This window comes from Desulfovibrio sp. ZJ369 (genome assembly GCF_011039085.1).
Lineage (GTDB): Bacteria > Desulfobacterota > Desulfovibrionia > Desulfovibrionales > Desulfovibrionaceae > Desulfovibrio.
Genome location: NZ_JAAKEI010000016.1, coordinates 23,733 through 45,796 on the forward strand (window position 1 = coordinate 23,733; position 22,064 = coordinate 45,796).

Here is a 22,064-nt window from a genome sequence, read left to right on the forward strand (position 1 = left end):
GTTTTTCCCGGAATGCCAACCTTGAGCTATGGAAAATTTCAAAGTGAATCCGGTCTGGAGCGTTTTGCTCATGAAATGAGCTGAACGCTCTGGCGTCTCGTTCCCGTTAGCCAGCTTGACGCGCGGCCGGGGGCTTCACGCCTTGCCCTGGGCCGCCAGTTTTTTCTTGGTCAATGCTGTGGCCGGGGCGCTGAGAGGATCTTCCGGCCAGGGATGCCTGGGATAACGGCCGCGCATTTCCGCCCGCACGGCAGGGTAGCCGTGACGCCAGAAATGCGCGAGATCCTGCGTGACTTGCAAGGTCCGTCCGGCCGGGGAATTGAGGCGAAGGGTCAGGGCTACGCGGCCGTCGGCAATGCGCGGCGTGTCCTGGCAGCCGAAAAGCTCCTGAAGCCTGGCGGCCAGCCAGGGGCCTCCCTCTTCGCCGTAGACAATGGGGCGCTGCGCGCCCGAGGGCACCTGCCAGCGGCAGGGGGCCTGCTTTTCCAGCCGCCGCGCAAGCTGAGGGGGCAGTTGCGCGCGCAGGGCTTCCTGAAGCCGGGCGGCGCTGAAGCGCCCCAGGGACGTGCAATCCGTGAGATAGGGAGCCAGCCAGCTTTCAAGGCTGTTGCACAGGGCCGCATCGGAAACATCGGGCCAGGGTTCGCCTTCCAGCTCCCGCAGCAGCATGACCCTGGCCTGCCACTGACGCGCTGCATCGCTCCAGGGCAGGCGAGCCAGAGCCTGTGGGCCGCCTTGGCGCAAAAAGGCGCAGATCGCCGCGGCGCAGGCCCCGGCCGGGGGGCGGGGCAGGGGAGCATCTTCCAGAACAAGAGCTCCAAGCGTTTTTTGGCGTCGGGCCGAGACAGAGCCGTCGTCATTGACCGTCAGTTGATCGTGGAAGCGGATTTGCGCATGGAACAGTTCTTCCACATCTTCACGCTTGAGCGGGGCTGCCAGGCGGATGCGGGCGCGGGCTCCGGCGCCGTCAAGATCGGCAATGGCCAGAAACTGGCGTCGCGCCAGGGCGTCGCCGCCCGGCAGCCACGCGGCGCGTCCTGAGCGCAGCAGAAAGTGAGCCGTGCCCAGATCCCGGCCGGGAGCATCCTTGCTTTCGGGCAGGCGCTTGGCCACGCGGTCCGGCCAGGCCAGGGCCAGAAGCCTGCCCAGAGCCTCGGCATCCGCGGTCGCGATGTTGAAAAGATCTCCTTTGATGCCTGTGAGCTGCGCCAAACGCGCGGCCCAATCGCGCAGACGCCGCCATGCGCCGCCGCGCCCCTCGCGGCAAAGCCAGTCCAGGCGGCGAAGCAGATCACAGCCCGGATCGCAGGCCCCCGTGCCGCGGGGGGCAAGGGCGCGGCCGGGGTTTGCGGCCGCTTCCGCTTCGATCGGGAGGGCGTTTGCCGCTGTATCCCTGAAGCGCAAGAGCGGATCTCGCTCTTCCAGCAGGGCGGCCATGCAGCAGGCCAGGGCTCCATGCCCGTTCTCCCTGCCCAGGAGAAGCAGGCGGCTCAGATGCGGCGGCAGGGGCAGAGAGGCCATGCTCCGGCCCAGGGCCGTGGGCCTGTTCCGTGAATCAAGGGCGCCAAGCTCTTGCAGATTTTGGCGGGCAACGGCCAGATGCGCGGCGGGCGGCGGGTCAAGCCAGGGCAGGGCCGCGGCGTCGGACACGCCCCAGACAGCCAGTTGCAACGCCAGATTGCTCAGGTCGGCATCCAGTATTTCCGGGCGGATCTGGGGGCGCATGCCGTTTTCTTCTTTCCGATCCCAGAGGCGGCAGCAGATGCCGGGCTGCGTGCGTCCTGCCCTGCCCGCGCGCTGGGCCGCCCCGGCCAGGGAAACGCGTTCGGTGACCAGGCGGCTGAGGCGGCTTGCCGGATCAAAGCGCGCCACGCGCGTCAGGCCCGCATCCAGCACCAGGCGCACGCCTTCAATGGTCAGGGAGGTTTCAGCAATGGCTGTGGCAAGCACGGCTTTGCGCAAGCCGGGCGGGGCCGGGGCAATGGCCGCGTCCTGCCGCTCTGGCGGCAGATTGCCGTAAAGCGGGCAGAGAAGCACGTCCGGCGGCAGACGGCCTTCCAGAAGCGCGGCCATCTGTCGGATTTCTCCCTCGCCGGGTAAAAAGACCAGCAGGCTGCCGTGTTCGGTGCGCAGCAAATGCGCCGCAACCTCGGCCGCATGCCGCCAGATCCCGGAGGCGGCATGCGCTCCGCGCGCCGCCCTGCCGGGCACAGGGCAATAGCGCATTTCCACCGGAAAGGAACGCCCCTGGCAGGATAATACTGGGCAGCGCCCCAGCAGGCGCGACACGGATTGCATATCCAGCGTGGCGGACATGACCAGCAGGCGCAGATCCGGCCGCAGCGCCGCCTGACTTTCCAGACAGAGCGCCAGGCCGGTATCGGCCACAAGCGAGCGCTCGTGGAATTCGTCAAAAATGACGCAGGCGGCCCGGGGCAGCTCGGGATCGTCCTGCAGCATGCGCGTCAGCACGCCTTCGGTGATCACCTCAATGCGGGTGGCGGAGCTGATGGCGCTTTCCCGGCGCATGCGAAAGCCCACGGTTTGCCCTGCCTCTTCGCCCAGCAGCCTGGCCATGTAGCGGGCCAAAGCGCGGGCCGCCACCCGGCGGGGCTCCAGAAGCAGGATTTTGCGCCCGGCCGACCAGGGTTCGGCCAGAAGCCAGAGCGGCACGCGGCTGCTCTTGCCCGCGCCGGGCGGCGCGTTGAGCGCCAGATTGCCCCCTCTGGCAAGAGATGCGCTGAGTTCGGCACGCAGCCCGTCCACCGGACATGGCGGCAAGCACGCAAGAGGCGGCGCATCAGAGCAATGGAGTTGCGGCATGGCGTGACCTGTGCGAAATATCTGTTGCAATACGTGGAAAAAACAGCGGATGCCGCGTCTTTTTACTGGCAATTCCGTGCGCGTCAGTGTATTGACACATAAAACATCGTGCAAGCCGCAAGATCTGCGCCCGACTCGGCAGTGCTGCACAACAGACAGGGGAGATGCAGCGTGCCAGGGCAAAGGCGCACGGATCCGATTGCCGCCTGCCCGGAGAAATCCTCATGGAGCTAAACACAAGCGGTATCATCGGCCAAAGCCCGATCCTGGCCGAAGTCTTCAGAATCCTCGGCAAAGTCGCCCCCACTGACAGCACTGTGCTTGTAACCGGCGAATCCGGAACCGGCAAGGAGCTGCTGGTCCGCGCGCTGCACGCCAACAGCGGCCGCGCCGCCAAGCCCTTTGTGCCCATTAACTGCGGGGCCATCCCCAAGGAATTGCTGGAGAGCGAGCTTTTCGGCCATGAAAAAGGCGCTTTCACCCATGCCATCCGTTCCAGGGCCGGTCGCTTTGAGCTGGCGGACGGGGGCACCATCTTTCTGGATGAAATAGGCGAAATGGACCTCAGCCTGCAAGTCAAGATCCTGCGCGTGCTTCAGGAAAAAGAAATCGAGCGCGTGGGGGGCAGCGGCAGCAGGAAGGTGGACGTGCGCATTGTGGCGGCGACCAACCGGGATTTGGAAGCCGAAGTGGCGGCCGGGCGCTTTCGCGAGGATCTCTATTACCGGCTGAACGTCATCCCCCTGCATCTGCCGCCCCTGCGCGAGCGCGGCGGCGACGTGCTGCTGCTGGCGCGGCATTTTCTGAGCCGCTTCTGCCGCAAAAAATCCCGCGAGCCGCTGGCGCTCGCTCCTGATGCGCGTCGTATTCTGGCTGCCTATGCCTGGCCCGGCAATGTGCGCGAGCTGGAAAACGTCATGGAGCGCCTCAGTATTCTGGTGGACGGCGATGTGGTGCAGGCGGCGGATCTGCCGCAAAAAATCCTTGAGCATGTGGGCGATCCCGCGGAACTGCCCGATATTGAAGAGCCGGGCGCAGCCGAAGCCCCGCAGCGGAGCGGGAATGTTGCCGCCACGGCAGCCGGGCCCGCCGCGGCGAATCCCAATGCTTTTTTCTGGCCGGATTTGTCTGTGCTGGCAGCGCAGGGCATGAATCTCAAAGATTTTCTGGATGCCGTGGAAAGCCGCCTGATTGATGAGGCTCTGGACAAGGCCCAGGGCGTGAAAAACCAGGCTGCGGAATTCTTGGGCGTCAAGCGCACCACCTTGATTGAAAAGCTCAAGAAAAGGAATTTGTAAAGAGTTTTTCCCATTGTTGCGGCCGGGCCTGGCGGCAAGACACAAGATACATGCGCGGCGGCGTCACTCGCCGCTGCTTTTGTGAGGCGATTCGCCCAAAAGCGCGCTACATTCCGAGCGCGGGATATGCGGGATATGCAGGTTGGAGGCGTGGATGCGACTCATTGTTGAACTGTGTTTATCGGCATATCTTTTGCATTAAAACGCGGCAGATACTAAATCTCATTCTTTTTGCAATGCCCAGTGAATACAGCCTGCTGCACCGGCATGAACCGGCCTCATAGCGCCGCCCGCAAGAGCACATTGCGCCAAAGCCTGCATCGGCTTTTGCCGTCTGCCTGCCTGTTTTTTTCGCTCTGTCTGCTCTGGCTTGCCTCTCCGCAACCGGCGCGGGCCATGCTTTGGCAATGGCTGCCCGGCGCGTCGTCCGAGCGTCTGATTATTGTGCTCGACAGTCCGGGGCAGGCCCGCAGCGTGGCCCGCACCAGCCCGGCCGGCATGACGCTTTTTCTGAACAGCCCGGCAATCTCTTTGCGGCACACCGGCCTGCCCCCGGCTCCCGGCTCTCTGCTGGAAAGCCTGGCTCTTGAAAACGGGCAGGTGCGCATCAATCTTTCTTCGCGCGCGGTTAATCATGTGCTGACCCGGCCCGCGCGCGACAGGGTGGAAATGGAATTCTTTGCCGCTGCCGCCGAGCCGGAAGCCGTTCCGGTTCAGGCACGCGGCGCGTCTGAGCCCGCAACCGCGAGCGCGCCGAGCACGCTTCTTTCCCCGGCGTCCGGCCCTGCCGCGGCCGATGCAGGCGAATCCCCGGCTTTGGCCGGGGACTTTCCGGCAGATATGCTGCGCCAAAGTCTGAACCGCGCGGGCGCCTTGCCGTATTCACGGCTGAAGGCCCTTGCCGCGCGGCAAGCTGCGCTGCAAACGCCGGAGCCTGAACGCCGGGCGGCAGAGGAAGTCATGCGGCCTGCCCCTTCCGGCGCGGGTTTCTGGCTGTCCGCGGCATATGCCGCAGCAGCGCCCGATCCGCAGGAATCTGCCGCGTTGGGCGAGCGCGGCCGGATGCTGACGCGCCAGGATCTGCGCGGCAAAGTCAATCCCGGCGGCCCGGAGGACTGGCCGCAGGAGAGCGGCTTGTCCACCGCCACCACCGCCACCGTGCCCCCATCAAGCAAGGAGCACCCGGCTTCCGCGCCTCTGGCGGATCAGACCGCCGCTGCCCCCGACACCCCAAAAGCCCCTGCGCCCGCCGATCAGGCCGCTACGGTCGCCGATCAGGCCCCTGCGCCGCCTGAAGCGCCGCAATCCGTCGAATCCGCCGAATCCGGCAAACCCGGCGAAATGTCCGCCACGCAAGCCGAAACCGCGCAAAACAAGGTGGCGGACAGCCTGGAAGGCAACGCCGAAAAGGCCGCTGCGCCGCAGACTCAGGCCCCGGCGGAGAAGGAGGAAGGCCCGGTTGTGACCGGCCCCGTGGACACAGAGCCTGTGGGTTTGCCTGTGGATAAACAGCCCGCCGAAGAAACAGAAGTTTCCGATGCAAAGCCTCGTGAAGTCATTTATGTGGATGAGCAGGGCAACCCGGTTCCCAAGCCGCCGGAACCCGACAAAATGCTGGCCGAAGCCGAGCGCCTGATCAGCGAAGGCAAATATGCCGAAGCCCTGCCGCAGCTGGAAAAAATCCGCGCGATTACGGATATTTCGCCACAAATGCGGGAAAAAGTGCTCTATGATATCAGCGACTGCCTCTGGGCCCTCTATGCTGCCAATCCCCTGGCCGGATACGAAGCCATTGTCTCTTCCACCAATGAGGCCATGAACGCCAATCTGCGCTCGCCGCGGGTTCCCGATGCCTTGCTGCGTCTGGGCCTTGCCAATGCGGACGTGGGCAACCTTGTGGATGCCGGAGGCTATGTTGTCGCCCTGTTCAGGCGTTATCCCGACTTTCCGGGGGTGGCGCAGGGTTTTGCGGCTCTGGGGCGGGAGCAGCTCAAGCGCGGGCTGAATCCGGAGGCCGAGCAGTCGTTTGCCATCGTGCTTGACAAGTACCCGGAATCTTCGCATCTGCAGGACGCTTCCGTGGGTTTGGCCCAGGCGCTTTTCAATCAGAAAAAGTACGACAAGGCCCAAATCATTCTTGATTTCATCAGCAAGCGCTGGCCCCGCCATTATATTGACCACCCCGATTTTTTGCTTTTGCAGGCAGGCAACGACGAGGCTTTGCAGAAAACGGACGCGGCACTTGCGCTGTACTGGCTGTACGTCAATCTGGATCCGGGGCGAAAGGGCAATGACGCGCTCCTGCTCAAAATGGGCGACATGTATCTGCGCAAGGGCAACATGAGCGCGGCGAACTTCGTCTATCATGAGCTGGAGCGCCGTTTTGCCGGGGCCCCGTCCGCGTTTGTCGCCCGCCTGCGCCTGGCGGAAAAGGGCATTTACCAATCGCCCCTCGCTTATGAGCAGATGAGCCGGGTCTTCGCCAGAACGGGGGAACCGCCGTTGCCGCAGGTATACAATGAGATTGCCGCTTCCTCCAAAACAGCCCCGGAGGCGGTCCTGGCCCGCCTCAAGCAGGCCATGTGGCTCTACTGGGATAAAGAGTATACCGAGGCCATGGGCAAGGCCGCCGATTTCATTGACGGCTATCCTGAACATCCGGATGTGCCGCAGGCCAGGGAGATCATCTGGCAGGCCTTTCAAAAGGAGCTGGCCAATTCCCTGGCCGAGCAGAACTACGGGCGCATTCTGATTTTGTGGAACGGCTTTCCCCTGGTGCGCGAACGCTACGGCCCGCCCGATCCCCGCTTGCGGTACGCGCTGGCGCAAGGCTGGCTGGAGCGCGGCGAGGAAGCCAGGGCCTATGAGATGCTGGCGGAATTTTTAAAAACGCCTATGGATCCAGAGTATGGCGAGGCGGCTTTTACCGAGTTTTTCAATCGTTATCTGCAAGCCGGGGCCTGGGACAAGATTCTGGATTTGGGCAAACTGGTTTCCGCCTGGAAGATGAAGCCCGAACTGCGCAGGCAATTGGACTATGCCCTTGCCCTTTCGGCGCAGAATCTCAATCTTGCCGGACCGGCGCTGGCCATGTGGCGCGAACTGGCCGCGCGCGCCGACATGCCGCTGTATCAGCGCGCCTATGCCACCTATTTTCTGGCCCGCGACGCGGAACAGCGCAAGGATATCAAGAACGCCTATGATTTTAACCGGCAGGTTATCGACCTCTTTACCCGGCTGCAGGATGAGCGCTCGGACAAGGCCGATCCCCAGCGGATCAAGGAAGCCGTGGCCGCGCTCATGGATATTTGCGAGGTGGGCAACCGCATCCCCGAAGCTCTGCAATGGGTGGCGCGCTATAATGCTTTTGTGCCGGAAACCTCGCCCGAATACCCGGGGCTGCGTTTTCGCGAGGCCCGCCTGTATCGCAAGCTGGGCGACACGGCAAGGGCGCAGGCCCTGCTGGAGGGCGTTGCCAAACAGTTTCCGGACTCGCCTTTCGGCAAGGCCGCGGCAAGCGAATTGCGCACCTTTGAAGTGTCCCGCGATCTGCGCGACTACATGCCCGGCGGGACAAGAGCGCCGCAAGCCCCTGCTCCGTAGAGCATATTGCTTTTGAAACGCTCGCTCCTGCGCTTCACGGCGAAAGTAAATTTCGCCGCGCCTTCAGCCCTTCCGCTGCCTGAGCTCCCTTTGTCTAAAAGCGTGGCCGCTTATATCAAAGTGTGCTGCCTGTCCTGCCGGATTCCCCGGCTTTTCAGGCGCACTGTCCGGCATGCTGCAATGGCATGTGTTACACGGTTCCGGACAGCCGCGCTTTTTTGTGCGCGTCTGCACTGCGGCCGCAAACAACGGCGGACAAAAAATGCCTGCCTCAGGTAAAGAAAGGCTTGCAGCGGCAACATTGCCAGTTTATTACTGTTGGGATATGCTGCGAGAGTCAAAGCAACACTTTACCCGGCCTCTGCCGCACGGGCGGGGCGGGCCGCTGTTTACGGGAGAAAGAATATGAAAGGCATACGCCATTTTTGCATAGTCGTATTGCTCATGGCGGCTGCGGGCTGCACAGGCGCGCAGCAACGCGGCATGATTGGTTCCCTGTATGTTTCCACGGCCAGACCGGCCATTTCCATAGAGGCCAAAAATCTTCCCCTGCGCACCGCCGGGCGCAGCGTGGTCAACCTCCCCTGGAGCAGCGTGCTGGGCGGTCTGCCCATCCGGGTCTGGCTGGCCGTCTATGGCGCCACAAGCCCGCAAAGCCCTATGGCCATTGTCGCCCAGGCCGAGGTGCCTGCCGGCTGGTACTGGGACGGAATCATGCGCCGCCCCTTCAGCGTGGATGAAAGCGTGGAAATCTTCGATAATGTTGCGTATCAGGCCTGCACCTATATTGTGGACGGGCCGCGCGACCCGTTCGCGGATCTGGTCAAAGGCCAGGAGACGGCAAACGGCGAAAAGCCCCTGCGTTGGATAGCCCGCGGCTTCGCGGCCCGTTACAACTTTAATGACGACAAGATTATTCTTGAATACCGGGAGCCCCTGCCTGCGGAAATCACCTCTCTTTCCGCTCTCCCATACGGGCAGGCGGACTTTGTCAAGGCTTTCGAGCAACGCGCCCGCGAGGCCTTCAGCGTCGGGTCGCTGCCTTCGGGCGCCCTCCGGATACAGCAGGGCTATGCTCAGGGCATTCTATGGCAGTATATGGATCAGCGTTTTTTAGGCACCGTATCCCAGTATGATATTTTCAACACAAATTGATTCCCTTTTGAAGGTTTTGAAAGCCATGAAGCAGGGAAAAAATTTCCTAGTGTATTGACTGGATTTGAAACAGTGTGTATATTCATCAATCATGCAATATGGCAGGGTTAAGGCTGTTCTTTGGTGGGACGGCTCACGCAGAAGAGGGGATTTGCGCCGTATTGGCATGAGCGAACATACAAATCAAGGGGTAGGTAATGGACGACTATTTAAAAGAAGCTCTGGAAATCACCAGAGCCCAGGCCGGTGTGCGGATCATGACCGAGGAGGAGATTGCGGCCTTTATCCAAAAGGTGGCGCAAGGCATCCGCGCTGTGGCCGAAGGTGAAGCGCCTGTTGAACTCGACAGTGCGGAAATGGCCGTGGAAGCTCGAAAATCAGTCAAGGAAAAGTCCGTTACCTGCCTTGAGTGCGGCAAGAGCTTCAAAATTCTGACGAAGCGGCATTTGGCCGGTCACGGCATGGATACTGCCGAGTACAGGGAAAAGTGGGGCTTCAAGAAGGACGCCCCGCTGGTTTGCAAAGCTCTGCAGCGTGAGCGCCGCAAAAAGATGAAAGACATGAAGCTGTGGGAAAAACGGCGCAAAGCCAAGTAGAAGTCATTTCATAAGTGAACCGTAGCGGCCCATCTATCGCCGGCAGGGTCACGCCGCCGTGCATGGGCGGATTTCATCGGAATATAGTTGCTCAAGACGTTTGCAGGCGGGCATTGCCCGCCTGCAAACGTCTGAGCTGTATGCCGCAGGTTTTTGCAATGAGTTTTCCCCAGCCTGTCACAAATCCTTCCGAAGCCCGGGCGCTGCTGTCCCTGCCTGAAAGCCAGCTTCTGCGCCAGGCCTCATGCCTGCGCGAAGCAGCCTTTGGCCGCAGGATCGACCTGTGCGCGATCATCAATGCCCGCAGCGGGGATTGCGCCATGGATTGCCGCTTCTGCTCCCAGAGCCGGCATAATCAAACGCCTGTCAAGGTCTTTGACCTGCTTCCCGATGATCTGCTGCGCGCGCGCATCCTGACTCTGGCGGCGCTGCCGGTGCGGCATATCGGCGTTGTGACCAGCGGCGGCGCGCTCCATGCCCATGAGCTCAAGCGTCTGTGCGGCGTCCTGACTTCCCTGCCGCCGGAGGTCCGGCCCCGGGTCTGCGCCTCCCTGGGCAGGCTGTCTGCCGGGCAGCTTGCGCAGTTGGCCGCAGTAGGGCTGATCCGTTACCATCATAATCTTGAAACCTCCCGAAGCCATTATCCGCGCATCTGTACCACGCAGACCTGGGAGCAGCGGCGGGATACGGTTGTGCGGGCCATGCGCGCCGGGCTTCAGGTTTGCAGCGGCGGCCTGTTCGGCTTGGGCGAGAGCTGGGAGGAGCGCATTGACTTTGCTTTCAGCCTCAAGGCCCTTGGCGTGCGCCATGTGCCCATCAATTTTCTGTATCCCCATCCCCGGACCCCTTTGGCGGGTCAGGAAATTCTCGGCGCGGACGAAGCACTGCGGATCATTGCCGTGTTCCGGCATATTCTGCCGCAGGCCACCTTGCGGATCTGCGGCGGCCGCCCGCTGGTGCTGGGCAAGCGGCAATCGGAAATTTTCGCCGCAGGGGCCAATGCCCTGATGACCGGCGACTACCTCACCACCCAGGGGCAGGGCGTGGAAGAAGATCTCGCCATGCTTGCGGCCCAGGGCCTGGAGGCGGCCGGCTATGCGTAATGCCGGTACTGCGCGGGGCATGGGCGCTTCCCGTGCTTTGAGCGGCCTTTTTGTCACGGGCACAGGCACGGATGTGGGCAAAACCGTGACTGCTGCGGCGCTGCTGCGCGCATTGCGCGGGATCGGCCTTGCCGCGCAGGCCGTAAAGCCCGTGCAGACCGGTGTCGCGCCTTCTGAAGCCGAGACTTCGCCCCTGGCCGATGCTCCGGTCTATGCGGCGGCTGTGGCGGATCTGGCCTGCATGCCGCAACTCTCTCCGGCTGTGGCCCTGCATTGCTTTCCCCTGCCCGCGTCGCCGCATCTGGCCGCGGCCCGGGTTGGAGAACGGCTGGAGGTGGCAGAACTCTGCCACAGCATCCGCGCGCACTGGGCGCGGCAAAGCGCTGCGGATTTTTTGCTGGTGGAAGGCGCGGGCGGCCTGCGCGTGCCGCTGAATGAGCGCGAGGACATGCTGGATTTGATGGCGGCCCTGGATCTGCCTGTGCTCCTGGTGGGCGGCAATTATTTGGGCGCGCTCAACCATGCCCTGCTTTCCCTGGAGGCTTTGCGGAACCGCGGTTTGCGCGTGGCTGCTCTGGCCCTGACGGCGGCCTTGCCCGAAGAACACGGCAGGGCCAATGCCGAACAGGAGCTTATTTTACAGGACAATGCGGCTCTGCTGCGCGCGCGTTTGCAGGCTGCGGGAAGCGACGCGCCCGTACTGGAACTGCCGCGCCTGGCGCGGCTGGACGCAGCGGGCTGGCAACTGCTTTCCCGGCGCATGCTGCCCCTGGCCCAGGCCCTGCAAAAGCGGAGCGGGCAGCGCGGGCGGCCCGCGCCCCCCGCGGATCTGCTGCCGCGCGATCACCGTTGCGTCTGGCATCCCTATGCCTCGGCCGTGCAGCCCCCACCCCTGCATGTGGCCCGGCGTTCGCACCATAACCGCATTGTCTTGGCCGACGGCAGGGAACTTATTGACGGCATGTCCTCCTGGTGGGCTGCGGCGCACGGCTACAATCACCCCAGGTTGATCCAGGCGCTGCGCGCCCAGGCCGGGCGCATGCCGCATGTGATGTTCGGCGGGCTGACGCATGCCCCGGCCGTGACTCTGGCTGAACGGCTGTTGTCGATAATGCCGCTTGGGCTCAGCCGCGTTTTTTTTGCGGATTCCGGCTCAGTGGCCGTGGAAGTGGCCCTGAAGATGGCCCTCCAGTGCCAAAAGGGCAGGGGAGAGGCGCGGCGCACGCGTTTTTTGACGCCGCGCGGCGGTTATCACGGCGACACCCTGGGAGCCATGTCGGTTTGCGATCCGGTCACGGGCATGCACAGCCTGTTCAGTGCCTTGCTGCCGCAACAGATCTTTATGGAACGGCCTGCCTGCCGTTTTGACGCGCCTTTTGACGAGACATGCCTGGACGACGCGCGGCGTCTGCTCAAAATGCACAGGGATGAAATTGCGGCTGTGATTCTGGAACCGGTTGTGCAGGGCGCGGGCGGCATGTGGTTTTATCATCCCGCGTACCTGCGCGGTCTGGCCGGGCTTTGCAGAGAGGCAGGCGCCTTGCTGATTCTTGATGAAATCGCCACCGGATTCGGGCGCACCGGCAAGATGTTTGCCGCGGAATGGGCTGGCGTCACGCCCGATATCCTTTGCTGCGGCAAAGCCCTGACCGGCGGCGTGCTGACGCTTGCGGCCACGGCCTGCACGGCCCAGGTGGCTCAGGACATCTGCCGCGACAACATGGTTTTCATGCACGGCCCTACCTTTATGGCCAATGCCCTGGCCTGCGCCGTGGCCAATGCGGCTCTGGATCTGCTGGAGCAGGGCGCATGGCCCCAGCAGGTGGCAGGTTTGGAAAGCGCGTTGCGCGCCGGGCTTGCCCCTTGCGCCACATTGCCGGGCGTGGCCGATGTGCGCGTTTTGGGCGGCATCGGCGTGGTGGAAACCCGCCAGCCTGTGAACACCGCGGCCCTGCAAGCCTATTTTGTGGAGCAGGGCGTCTGGATTCGACCTTTTAACCGCCTGATCTATCTGATGCCGCCCTTCATCAGCCCGGCCGAAGACGTGGCCCGGCTTTGCGAGGCAGTACAGGGCGCTTTACGGGCTGAAGCACATCTGCCGTGACGTGTTCGCAGCATGTTTGCAGATGTGTTTTCCGGCAGCCCGCGCAATATCGTGCGGGGCGCGGAACAGTTTTCGCCTTTGCCCGGCATACGGTTCCGGCCGGATGTTGTTTGACGCGCGCCACAGCCGGGGCTATTCCGACGGGGCTATTCCGAAGGCGGGGGCAGCGGCAAACCCCGGAATATCAGGCGCGTGGCTGTGGCGTCGGCCAATTCGCCCATGTCCATCAGTTTTTCAAGAAGTTCCAAAAGATAGTAGCGGTCGTTTTCGCAACCGTCTTTAAAATCCGCCTCCAGCTCGCCGGAGCGCATATAGGCTTCCAATTCTTCCAGATCCTTGACTGTCAACATATAGTGTCCTCGTATCCAGTCTGAGTATTGTAGAGATGAGAGCGTTTTTTGATTGAAGATGAATATGTTCAATCAAAGAATGCTCTATGTCCTCCCGGCACGGGCCAGCGCGGCCAGGCAGCGCCCGGCAAGCCGTTCCGTCAGAAGTCGCGCCTCACGGATCTCCTCTTTGCTGATTCGATCATAATGCACGCCCGCGCTGACGCACACGGCACAGGCCAGTTGCGCGGCCAGCGCGCGCGCGAGAAAGGCCGCCAGCTCATGATCCTTATGCCGCGTGTCGCGGGAGAGTACCCTGACTGTGACCCCCGCAGCCCCGGCAGGGCCGGCGGGCGCGGCCTCTGGCACGGCCAGCGCCGTGCCGCCCAGATGCGCATCGCCGCCGGTGAGCACGGCCTGCCAGTCCCTGCCCATGCGGCAGAGGCGCAGGGTGAGGGTCAGTCGTCCGCTGCGGGCTGTGAAACGCATCTTTTGTCCGGGGTTGTGGTGTGAAGATTGTGTCAGGCCATTTTCCAGATGCGGCGCAGGGCCGCGTCTATGGCTTGCAGTTCCGTGCCCAGATGAGCGCGGATCTCGCCGCGCAGGCGTCCCAATTGGTGGGGCGGCAGGGTTCCGCCGTCCTCGCCGAGATCGAGCGCGGCCACAAAGGCTGCGGCTTTTTGGGCGGCCCGCGCCCCCAGCTCCGCCAGAGCCCGGTGATCAGGATTTTTGGCGTCAAAGAGCGGCAGGGGAATGTTCAGGATTTTTTTACAGATATGACGCTCTCCCATTTGGCCGGACGCCTGAAATGGTTTTATGACAGTATTAACGTGCGGCGCGTTGAGGTATGCAGAAAGGTATTGGGCTTCATCCATACTGTTGGTAATAAAAACATATGTCGTATAGTCGGCAAAAAAAGGAAAGTCAGCAAATTTTTTTTGGTCAATGACAGCAGAACAGGCATTTGTGCCTGAAGTATTATAGAGTACAAAAAATCTGTTATATATATTTTGCCCCGTCAATTTGGCTTGATTCAAAAGGCCATGTTGGAAATCCAGACGATTGAGCATCGTCATTTCTTTTGCGCGTTCTGTCTTATTCTCTTCCCAATGGTTTTCCACCTGTCGAAACCACTGCGCCGTTTCCGCTTCGCCGTGCTGCTCGATCTGGTCGGGCGTGAGCAGGACGGCTTGACCCTTTTTGAGCTCTAAGGGCAAGAGAACCAGGCGCGTGCCGTTGAGCGCAAAAGGGAGAATGTTGTTGGCAAGGGCCGTGCGAAAGAGAAAGCGGGTGCTGGCCGTGCCCTGGATCGTCATTTTCCAGGGGGCTTTGGCTTCTTTCAACGCGGCCTGCGAGGATTTGAACAGCAAAAGGCGGTTTTGCAGGCTGCCGGCATAGGGCTGGTCAATATCCACAAAATAGAAAGTCCGGGGCACAATGGTGGCCCCTTGCCGGAACTGGCTTTTGTACGGATTGATCCCGGAAAGGGCGATGCGTTCGCCAAAGGTCCAGGCCGTGGCCTCGCCCAGATGCGAAAGATGGAAGACCCCGCCTTCTTCGCGTATATGCGGGGCTGCCGCGGGCAAGGGGATATTGTGGCCGGGCAGTTTGCCGGAGAGCGCGCGGCCCGGCAATTTTCCGGGGCCGGGCGCGCCGTCTCCGGTTTTGCGCCGGGCAAAGAGCACGCAGGAGGGAACCTTGAAAAGCGGGGAGACATCCTGCAAATTCCAGAGCTGCGTGAGCGCCACCTTTCTGGTTTTGCCCCTGCGTGTAGGCTCGTGCTGGCCGCCGGAAAAAAAGGCCCTGGGCATGACCATGGCCAGGCGGCCGCCCGGCTTCATAAAGTAATTGCAGGCATGGGCCAGAAAAAGGGCCGCCAGTTCCAAATGCGGCATATTGGCCGTATCCGGCTTGAGGGCGTACAAGTCCGCCAGACGGCGCAGGTCTTCCTGATATTCTCCGTTTTCCACATCCGCAAAGGTCAGCCAGGGCGGATTGCCCACAATGACGTCGAATTTTTCGCGCAAAAAGAAGGGCCGCAGGGAGTTCTGCAGCACATAGGCCCAGATGCCGTCGCGATCCTCCACCCTGGCGGCGTAGAGAGCGGAATAGATGCGCCAGGCCCCTTCCAGCAGACAGGTTTCTTTTTTCTTCAGTCTCAGGCGGAAAAAATTTTCGATGTCGCGGCGCTGCTTCTGCTGGCGCGCGGGAGCATCGCGCTGGACAAACAGATTGCAGTAAAAAATCAGATTGTCATACTCTTTTTCATCATCAAAGATCTCTGCGGCCAGGGAGACTTCCTGATTGGCAATGCGCAGTTTGTACTGCTTGCCCAGCAGGCGCATGCCCACGTCCTCATTGGGCAGCAAAAGCGTATTGGCAAGATAAATGTGCAGGCTCAGGCGGCGCGGCGCGGCATGGAGCCTGTGGCCGAGGCTGGTCAGCAGGGTGGCCTTGGCGATCTGCACAGACAGAGGGTGAATGTCGATGCCGTAGAGGCTGTCGTTGAGCTCCTGAGCCGTGATGTGGGGATTGAGCCGGCAGAGTTCATTGGCCGCGGCCTTGAGAAAGGAGCCGCTGCCGCAGGCCGGATCCAGAATTTTCTCCCCGGCTTTAAGGCCGAGCTCGCCCACGATTTTGGCGCACAGCCAGTCAGGCGTGTAAAACTCGCCAAGGCTGTGGCGGGTGTCTTCATCCACCAGTTCCTGATACACGCCTTTGAGAATGTCCTCATGCACGGCGCTGAAGTCAAAGTGCGCCAGCTCATCGGCAATGGCGTAAAAAAGCGGGCTCAGAGCCTCGAAATGCCCGGACTCCGCTGTCCAGCGAAAAAAATCGTCGTCCGTGAAATTTTCAATGTTGTGGCGCTGAAAGGCCGTGCCGTCCAGAATGGCGCGGATGGCTGCCTTGTCCAGAAAATCCCTGCGTTCGATAACCACAAAAGCCAGCATCTTGGCCAGCACGCTCAAATAGGACTGGGTCAGAAAGGCCCGCTCGGAAGCGGCGAAGCGGCCGTAGGCAATGCTCAGAAAACGATGCCACTCCTTGTAGGCCGTCTGCATGGCCGGGCTGCCCTCCTGCTGCCTGTAGAGCGCGTGCAAAATGCGCATGGCCGCGCGGTAGACGCTGGAGGCATGACCGAACGCCTTGCGCACGGCATCCAATGTTGCGGGCAGGGGCTGTTGGCGGAAGAGGTGGCGATCCAGAAAAAAATAAAAAGCGTCGGCCTGTTCCTGCGCCTTCTCCGCATCGGGGCAAAGGCAGAGACTGATGCTGTCGATTTCCTCCAGCACGATGTCGCCGGGGCGCAGGCTTTCCAACTCAATGAGGCTGTGGAAGTCCGGGGCGTAGACCTTCCAGGTCAGACAATCGCTGGCGATCAGCGTAAACTCCAGTCTGACGCTTGAATTCCAGTTGCCGCTCAGATATTCGCGCAACTGATCCGCGGCATGATCTCCGGTGCGGCTCAGATCCTTTTCAAATTCAATAATGATCGAGTGATATTGCGTGTCGGCCTTTCCCCGCCCCGGGCCCGCGGCACGCTCGATATTCGTCACGCCGCGCTCGGCTCCGGCCACGAAGTCCCGGATCAGCGCGTCCGCCTCGGCACCCGGGAAAAGATCCTTCAGCAGGACAATAAGGCGCTCTTTTTTGGCGCTTTCGGTTCCCGCGCATTGTATGTCGGCAATATAGGTATTGACCAGTTGAAGCCGCGTATCGGATGCCATGCGCCCCCCCTTGCGTCCGTCATGGGTGAAACATGCTAGCGGATGGCGTCATGCTCCGCAAGATGTTGGGCGGCAATGATATTTTTGAATCTGTTTTCAGATACCGTTGTCTCGTCAGAGAGAGGCGCAAGCGCTGCGAGGCTTGACGCCGTGCCGGGCGGGCCTTACATTTCAGCCCTGTCACTTTATTTTGCACGGAGCAGCCATGACTCTTGATCCCACCAAGCACCCGGACTGGGAAATCGCCCTGGATGCGGAATCCCGCATGAAAACCATTGACGCTCTGGCCTCGGAAATGGGCCTTGAGCCCGCGGAAGTATTGCCCTACGGGCATTATATGGGCAAAATCGAGCAGCAATCCGTGCTGCGGCGTCTGGCGGATCGGCCCAATGGCAAATATGTGGACGTGACCGCCATCACGCCCACGCCCCTGGGCGAGGGCAAATCCACAACCACCATCGGCCTGGTGCAGGGCCTGGCCCGGCGGGGCTACAGATCCTCGGCCGCCATCCGCCAGCCTTCGGGCGGCCCGACCATGGGCATGAAGGGTTCGGCAGCCGGCGGCGGCCTTTCGCAGTGCATCCCGCTCACGCCGTATTCGCTCAATTTCACGGGCGACATCCATGCCGTGGGCGCGGCGCACAATCTGGCCATGACTGCCCTGACCGCGCGCATGCAGCATGAGCGCAACTACGACGACGCCACGCTGGCGCGGCTTTCCGGCATACGCCGCCTGAATGTGGACCCTACGCGCGTGGGCACGGGCTGGGTGCTGGATTTCTGCGCCCAGGCTTTGCGTAACGTGATTATCGGCATTGAAGGCGACGGACGCCGCAACGACGGCTTCATGATGCGCTCGCATTTTGACATTACCGTGGCCTCGGAGGTGATGTCGATCCTCTCCGTGGCCCGCGATCTGCGCGATTTGCGCGAGCGCATGGGCCGCATGGTTCTGGCTTTGGATCGGGACGGCAACCCCGTGACCACGGCCGACCTGGAAGTGGACGGGGCCATGACCGCATGGCTGGTGGAGGCCGTCAAGCCCAATCTGATCCAGACCATCGAAGGCCAGCCCGTACTGGTGCACACCGGGCCTTTTGGCAATATCGCGCTGGGCCAGAGCTCGGTCATCGCGGACAGGGTCGGCCTCAAGCTCAGCGACGTGCATGTGACGGAATCCGGCTTTGCCGCTGAAATGGGCTATGAGAAATTCTGGAACCTGAAGTGCCGGTACAGCGGGCTTGCGCCGGATGCGGCGGTCATTGTGGCCACGGTGCGCGCGCTCAAAAACCACGGCGGCGCGCCCCGGCCCCGGCCCGGCCAGCCGCTGCCGGAGCCCTACACCCGCGAGGACGTGGGCCTGGTGGAAGCGGGCTGCGTCAATCTGCTCCACCATATCGGCATTGTGCGCCGCTCCGGCGTGCCTTCGGTGGTCTGCATCAACAGGTTTCATACGGACAGCCCGGCGGAAATCGCGGCCATCCGCCGCATCTGCGAATCTGCGGGGGCCCGTGTCGCTGTCTCCGGGCATTGGGAAAAGGGCGGAGAAGGCGCGCTGGAACTGGCCGACGCGGTTATGGACGCCTGCAATTCCGAAAAGCGGCATTTTCAGCCCCTGTATGATTGGAGCCTGCCTTTTACCGAGCGGATCAACCGCATTGCCCGCGAGATATACGGCGCGGACGGCGTGGACTTTGAGCCGCTGGCGGCGCAGCGCCTGAAGGCCCTGCAGGAGCGCCCGGACGCTGCTTCGCTCGGGGTCTGCATGGTCAAGACCCAGTATTCTCTGTCCGATGATCCCACGCGCAAGGGCGTGCCCGCCTCGTGGCGGCTGCATGTGCGGGATGTGCTGCTCTTCGGCGGCGCGGGCCTGGTCTGCCCGGTGGCCGGAGACATCAGCCTGATGCCCGGCACCGGCTCACGTCCCGCGTTCCGTAATATTGATGTGGATGTGGAAAGCGGCCGCGTGACCGGACTTTTTTAGAACATTTTTTGATTGAAAATGGATATTTTCAATCAAAAAATGCTCCAGGAGCGGGCCTGTGTTGCCGGATTCTTTGCCGACAGAGCGCGTGGACGTGGCGGTCAACATTTTCGCCAAGCCCTTTCAGACGGCCCTGTCTCTTTTGTCCCTGTTGCGGCACAGCGGGCCGCACATCAATGAGATCTGGCTGCAGTTCGAGCCCTACGGCTCACGGCACGACAGCATCAGCACCTATCATATCGCTCAATATTTGCGCGAGCTTGTGGGCGAGCGCTGCAAGGTTTTTCAGCCGGATCACTGGCTGGATCTCAAGGCCGCGGATCCCGCGCGTTTTTCCGATCCCGCCTACCGCCTGGGCATCCGCTATCAGTATGCTTTTGAACACAGCACGAGCCGCAAGCTCTTTCTCATGCACAACGACGTGCTGGTGCTCAAGGATATTCTGGGCGCAATGCTGCCCCAAATGGGCCCTGCCTTTGCCCTGGGCGCGCTGGGCCAGTGCTGGAACTGCCCGGCCAGCCATGAGGCGTTGATGCAGGAAGCGCTTGGGCGCAGCGCCTGCGGGCCGCGCAGCTACCTTGATTTTCAGCCTTCCTGTGCGGCATTGCGGCGTCTTTACGCGCTGGCCCGGGCCAGAGGCGTTTTCGTGCGGCCTTATGATCAGGGCTTTGAAGGCATTTTTGATCGGCAACCCTGGCCCCTGCCCGAATGCCGGATCAACGAGTGGGCCTGCCTCTTGGATTTGGAAAAGACCCGGCCTCACTGCGTGCCCTTCGGGCCTGTTCTGCCGCCCGGAGCCTACCGCCAATGCGGCCCCATCTGTCTGGATATCGGCGTGGAGTGGTTCCGCGGTTTGCACGCCCTGGGCCTGCAAGCGCGGCATTTTGAACTCAAGCCCTACCTCAAGCACTGGGTGGGCACCGGCAAAGTGACGCCCAGGCGATACCTTTTGGCTGAAGAGAACGCTCTCGGGCTGTTGCGGCGGCACTATCCGGACTATCTGAAGTGGCTGGCGGAAAAAACCGGAAAAGCTTTCGGCTAGAGCGTTTTTTAATTGAAAATGGATGTTTTCAATCAAAAAATGCTCTAAGGCTGTCCGCGCGCTCCAGGCAGGCTTTTTTATCCAGAATTGCCTGCGGATGAAGCCCCAGAGCCCTGTGCAGAAGATACAGGCGCAAATGAGGTTGCCAATCTTCGGGATCACGATCGGCGGCCGCCTGTTGGCAGGCAACCGCGGCAGCCAGATTGCCCCGGCCTTCGTGGGTCAAACCGAGACAAAACCGCGGCCAGGCCTGGCCGGGGTGCCGTTCCGCACAGGCCAGCAACGCCGGAAGCGCCGCAGGCTCAAAATGCAGGAGCCGTGATTGGGCCTTGAGCACGTCATCCGGGCTAAAAGCCTTTGGAGACATGGTCACCAGCATGGCCAGAGCATCCGCTTTCAGAGCTTCGGGAATCTCCGGGTTCAGAGCGGAGCCGGGAAGCGCGCGTACAAGGCAGACCCGCGGCAGATGGCGGCGCAACTGGCCGCTGCCCAGACAGTCGAGCCAGAAGAGCGCATCCGTCAGACCAAAAGGATGCAGCGTTTTGTAGCCGCCCACATCTTCCCAAAGGCTTTTCCGAAACAGGGAACAGCCCGCGGCAGCCTTTTCCTCCAGGATTTCCTCAAGTCCCTGTGGCAGGCACGTCCGGCCCTCGGCATCCTGAGCCCTGGCCGTGATCATATTCAGCTCAGGCCGTGATTGCACGGAATACGCGAGTGATCGCAGCAGATCCCGGTTCAGTTCGTCGCCGGGCAGCAGCGGCAGCAGCCAGGGGCCACGGGCGGCCATTATGCCCGTATTCCAGGCCTCCCAATGATCGGCAGGCCTGCTCGGAAATGGCTGTTGCCCAGGCTCTGAAGCCTCGACAGGAGTCGTGACCCCGTCACCCAGGCTTTTCCAGAGGGCTGCCGCTTTTTCAGTCAGATGGGGCGGGCCGGAGAACACAACTTCCAACTGCGGCGCAAGGTTCTGCCAGGGCTCCTGTTCCCGCAGCGTTTGCAGGGTCGCTTCCAAACCTGAACAGTCGTTGCCAAGTGCGATGACGGCGCTGACGGCATCCGGCCGTGGCAGCGCGGTATTCTTCCGCGGCGAGCCCTCGCTCACGCAGGCAAAAGAGCGTGTTTCGCCTGATCGCGCGGCGCAGGCATGCAAAAATTCGTGGAGCCGGCCGCCTTTGCTCTGCCAGGAGAGATGCTCCTCGCCATAACGGCGCATGAGCGCCCGCGCCTCCGGATGCTCTTCGGGAAAACGGGCCAGGGCAGCCAAAGGAGCCATGTCGATGGGCGCGTCATTCTGCGGCACGCTCAGGACAAAATCCGGCAGCGGGTCAAAATCCACGTCGCGTCCGCCAAAGAAAAACGGCAGGCCCTGCAAACAGTATTGCCGATGTTTGAGGGACGCGTGCTCGGCCATGCCCATGCGATGCAGCGCCAGACTGCCCACGCCAAGATGACAGGTGGCGGCCAGCTTATCCAATTCGCCCTGATTGAGCCTGCCGTGAAAGCGTACCTGATTCTCCAGGTTCAAGCGTCGGACCAGATCCAGATATTGGGGCAATGACTCGCCGCTGCCCGCCAGATGCAGGATGAAACGCTGCGGGCCGTCATAGGCGGCCATGCCGTGCAGCAGGCGGTCTACGCCATGCCAGGGGGCAAAATGCGCTGCGCAGAGCATATGGATGCCCTCGTCCGGCAGTGCAAAATCAAGCTTGGGCACGCTTTGCGGCTCAATGCCGTTGCCGAGCATCAGCCCCGGCCTGTTATTGCCTGCCCGCTGCTGCTCATAGCGCAGAATTTCGTGCGTCACCGCGCACAGCCCGGCGGCTTTGGCCAGCACACGCGGGCCCCAACGAATTTCATTGAGGCGCGCTTGCTTCGTGAATTCAGCCTCTTCCACGGTGTTGTGCTCAAAAACCACGTTGGGGTGGCGGAGCGTAAATTGCCAGAGACGTCGCGTGGCGCCGGGATAGCGGAAGTAGATGACATCGGGTCTGATGTCCTGAGCCAGAGAGTCGGCCGCGGCCATATAGTCCGCTAAATTGAAGGGCAGGCTCAGATACCGGAAGCTGTATCCCCGCGTCTGTTCGGCTCTGGAGGGGCCAATGGCAAAGCCCAGCGTATCGGCATTATAGAGCCGCAACTGCCGGATCTGGGAATCGAATTTTTTCAATAATTGGGGAAAATCCGCGATCAACACGGCCAGACAAAGAATACGCATCGATCTCTCCTCGGTTCAGGGCTGTCGCCTGATGCTGAAAGTCATTCCACCAGGGCTGCTGCGGTCAGACGAGCGCCCAAGGCG

13 protein-coding genes are annotated in these 22,064 nt (G+C 61.8%); 8 read left to right on the forward strand and 5 right to left on the reverse strand.

The window, feature by feature from the left end:
• Positions 1–135 precede the first annotated feature (135 nt).
• A complete protein-coding gene (gene hrpB / locus G7Y51_RS07235) occupies positions 136–2,766 on the reverse strand; it encodes an ATP-dependent helicase HrpB (protein ID WP_241160166.1) in 2,631 nt (876 codons plus the stop codon).
• Positions 2,767–3,047: 281 nt separating this feature from the next.
• Here hrpB and G7Y51_RS07240 point away from each other — a divergent pair, with 281 nt between their 5' ends.
• The 6 genes from G7Y51_RS07240 to bioA all read left to right on the forward strand — a co-directional run bounded on the left by G7Y51_RS07240 (position 3,048) and on the right by bioA (position 12,682).
• Positions 3,048–4,121: a sigma-54 dependent transcriptional regulator gene (locus G7Y51_RS07240; RefSeq protein ID WP_165176018.1), complete on the forward strand. Its 1,074-nt coding sequence runs from the start codon at positions 3,048–3,050 to the stop codon at positions 4,119–4,121.
• A 267-nt stretch (positions 4,122–4,388) separates the two neighbouring features.
• Positions 4,389–7,724: a tetratricopeptide repeat protein gene (locus G7Y51_RS07245; RefSeq protein WP_165176020.1), complete on the forward strand. Its 3,336-nt coding sequence runs from the start codon at positions 4,389–4,391 to the stop codon at positions 7,722–7,724.
• Positions 7,725–8,129: 405 nt separating this feature from the next.
• A complete protein-coding gene (locus tag G7Y51_RS07250; RefSeq protein ID WP_165176022.1) occupies positions 8,130–8,879 on the forward strand; it encodes a DUF4851 domain-containing protein in 750 nt (249 codons plus the stop codon).
• Positions 8,880–9,076: 197 nt separating this feature from the next.
• Positions 9,077–9,475 carry a MucR family transcriptional regulator gene (locus tag G7Y51_RS07255; protein ID WP_165065063.1) on the forward strand — a complete coding sequence of 133 codons (399 nt, stop codon included), beginning with the start codon at positions 9,077–9,079 and terminating at the stop codon, positions 9,473–9,475.
• Positions 9,476–9,633: 158 nt separating this feature from the next.
• Positions 9,634–10,578: a biotin synthase BioB gene (gene bioB, locus G7Y51_RS07260; protein WP_165176060.1), complete on the forward strand. Its 945-nt coding sequence runs from the start codon at positions 9,634–9,636 to the stop codon at positions 10,576–10,578.
• Complete coding sequence (bioA, locus tag G7Y51_RS07265) at positions 10,571–12,682, forward strand: adenosylmethionine--8-amino-7-oxononanoate transaminase (protein ID WP_165176024.1); 2,112 nt, start codon at positions 10,571–10,573, stop codon at positions 12,680–12,682. Before bioB ends, bioA begins: the two co-directional genes overlap by 8 nt.
• A 146-nt stretch (positions 12,683–12,828) precedes the next feature.
• On the opposite strand, the gene G7Y51_RS07270 is transcribed toward bioA, so the two are convergent.
• The 3 genes from G7Y51_RS07270 to G7Y51_RS07280 all read right to left on the reverse strand — a co-directional run bounded on the left by G7Y51_RS07270 (position 12,829) and on the right by G7Y51_RS07280 (position 16,739).
• Positions 12,829–13,032: a hypothetical protein gene (locus G7Y51_RS07270; protein ID WP_165176026.1), complete on the reverse strand. Its 204-nt coding sequence runs from the start codon at positions 13,030–13,032 to the stop codon at positions 12,829–12,831.
• Positions 13,033–13,116: 84 nt separating this feature from the next.
• Entirely contained in the window at positions 13,117–13,500 is a 384-nt protein-coding gene (locus G7Y51_RS07275; protein WP_165176028.1) for a hypothetical protein, read from the reverse strand.
• 32 nt (positions 13,501–13,532) lie between these two features.
• Positions 13,533–16,739, reverse strand: a complete 3,207-nt coding sequence (locus G7Y51_RS07280; RefSeq protein WP_165176030.1) for an N-6 DNA methylase — start codon at positions 16,737–16,739, stop codon at positions 13,533–13,535.
• A gap of 205 nt (positions 16,740–16,944) precedes the next feature.
• Here G7Y51_RS07280 and G7Y51_RS07285 point away from each other — a divergent pair, with 205 nt between their 5' ends.
• Together G7Y51_RS07285 and G7Y51_RS07290 are read left to right on the forward strand one after the other, a co-directional pair.
• Positions 16,945–18,723, forward strand: coding sequence for a formate--tetrahydrofolate ligase (locus G7Y51_RS07285; RefSeq protein WP_165176032.1), 1,779 nt, complete (start codon positions 16,945–16,947; stop codon positions 18,721–18,723).
• Between the two features lie 58 nt (positions 18,724–18,781).
• The gene (locus tag G7Y51_RS07290) at positions 18,782–19,765 is read left to right on the forward strand and encodes a hypothetical protein (RefSeq protein WP_241160167.1); all 984 of its coding nucleotides are present in this window, start codon (positions 18,782–18,784) and stop codon (positions 19,763–19,765) included.
• A gap of 28 nt (positions 19,766–19,793) precedes the next feature.
• On the opposite strand, the gene G7Y51_RS07295 is transcribed toward G7Y51_RS07290, so the two are convergent.
• Positions 19,794–21,980, reverse strand: a complete 2,187-nt coding sequence (locus G7Y51_RS07295) for a glycosyltransferase (protein ID WP_165176034.1) — start codon at positions 21,978–21,980, stop codon at positions 19,794–19,796.
• Positions 21,981–22,064 lie beyond the last annotated feature (84 nt).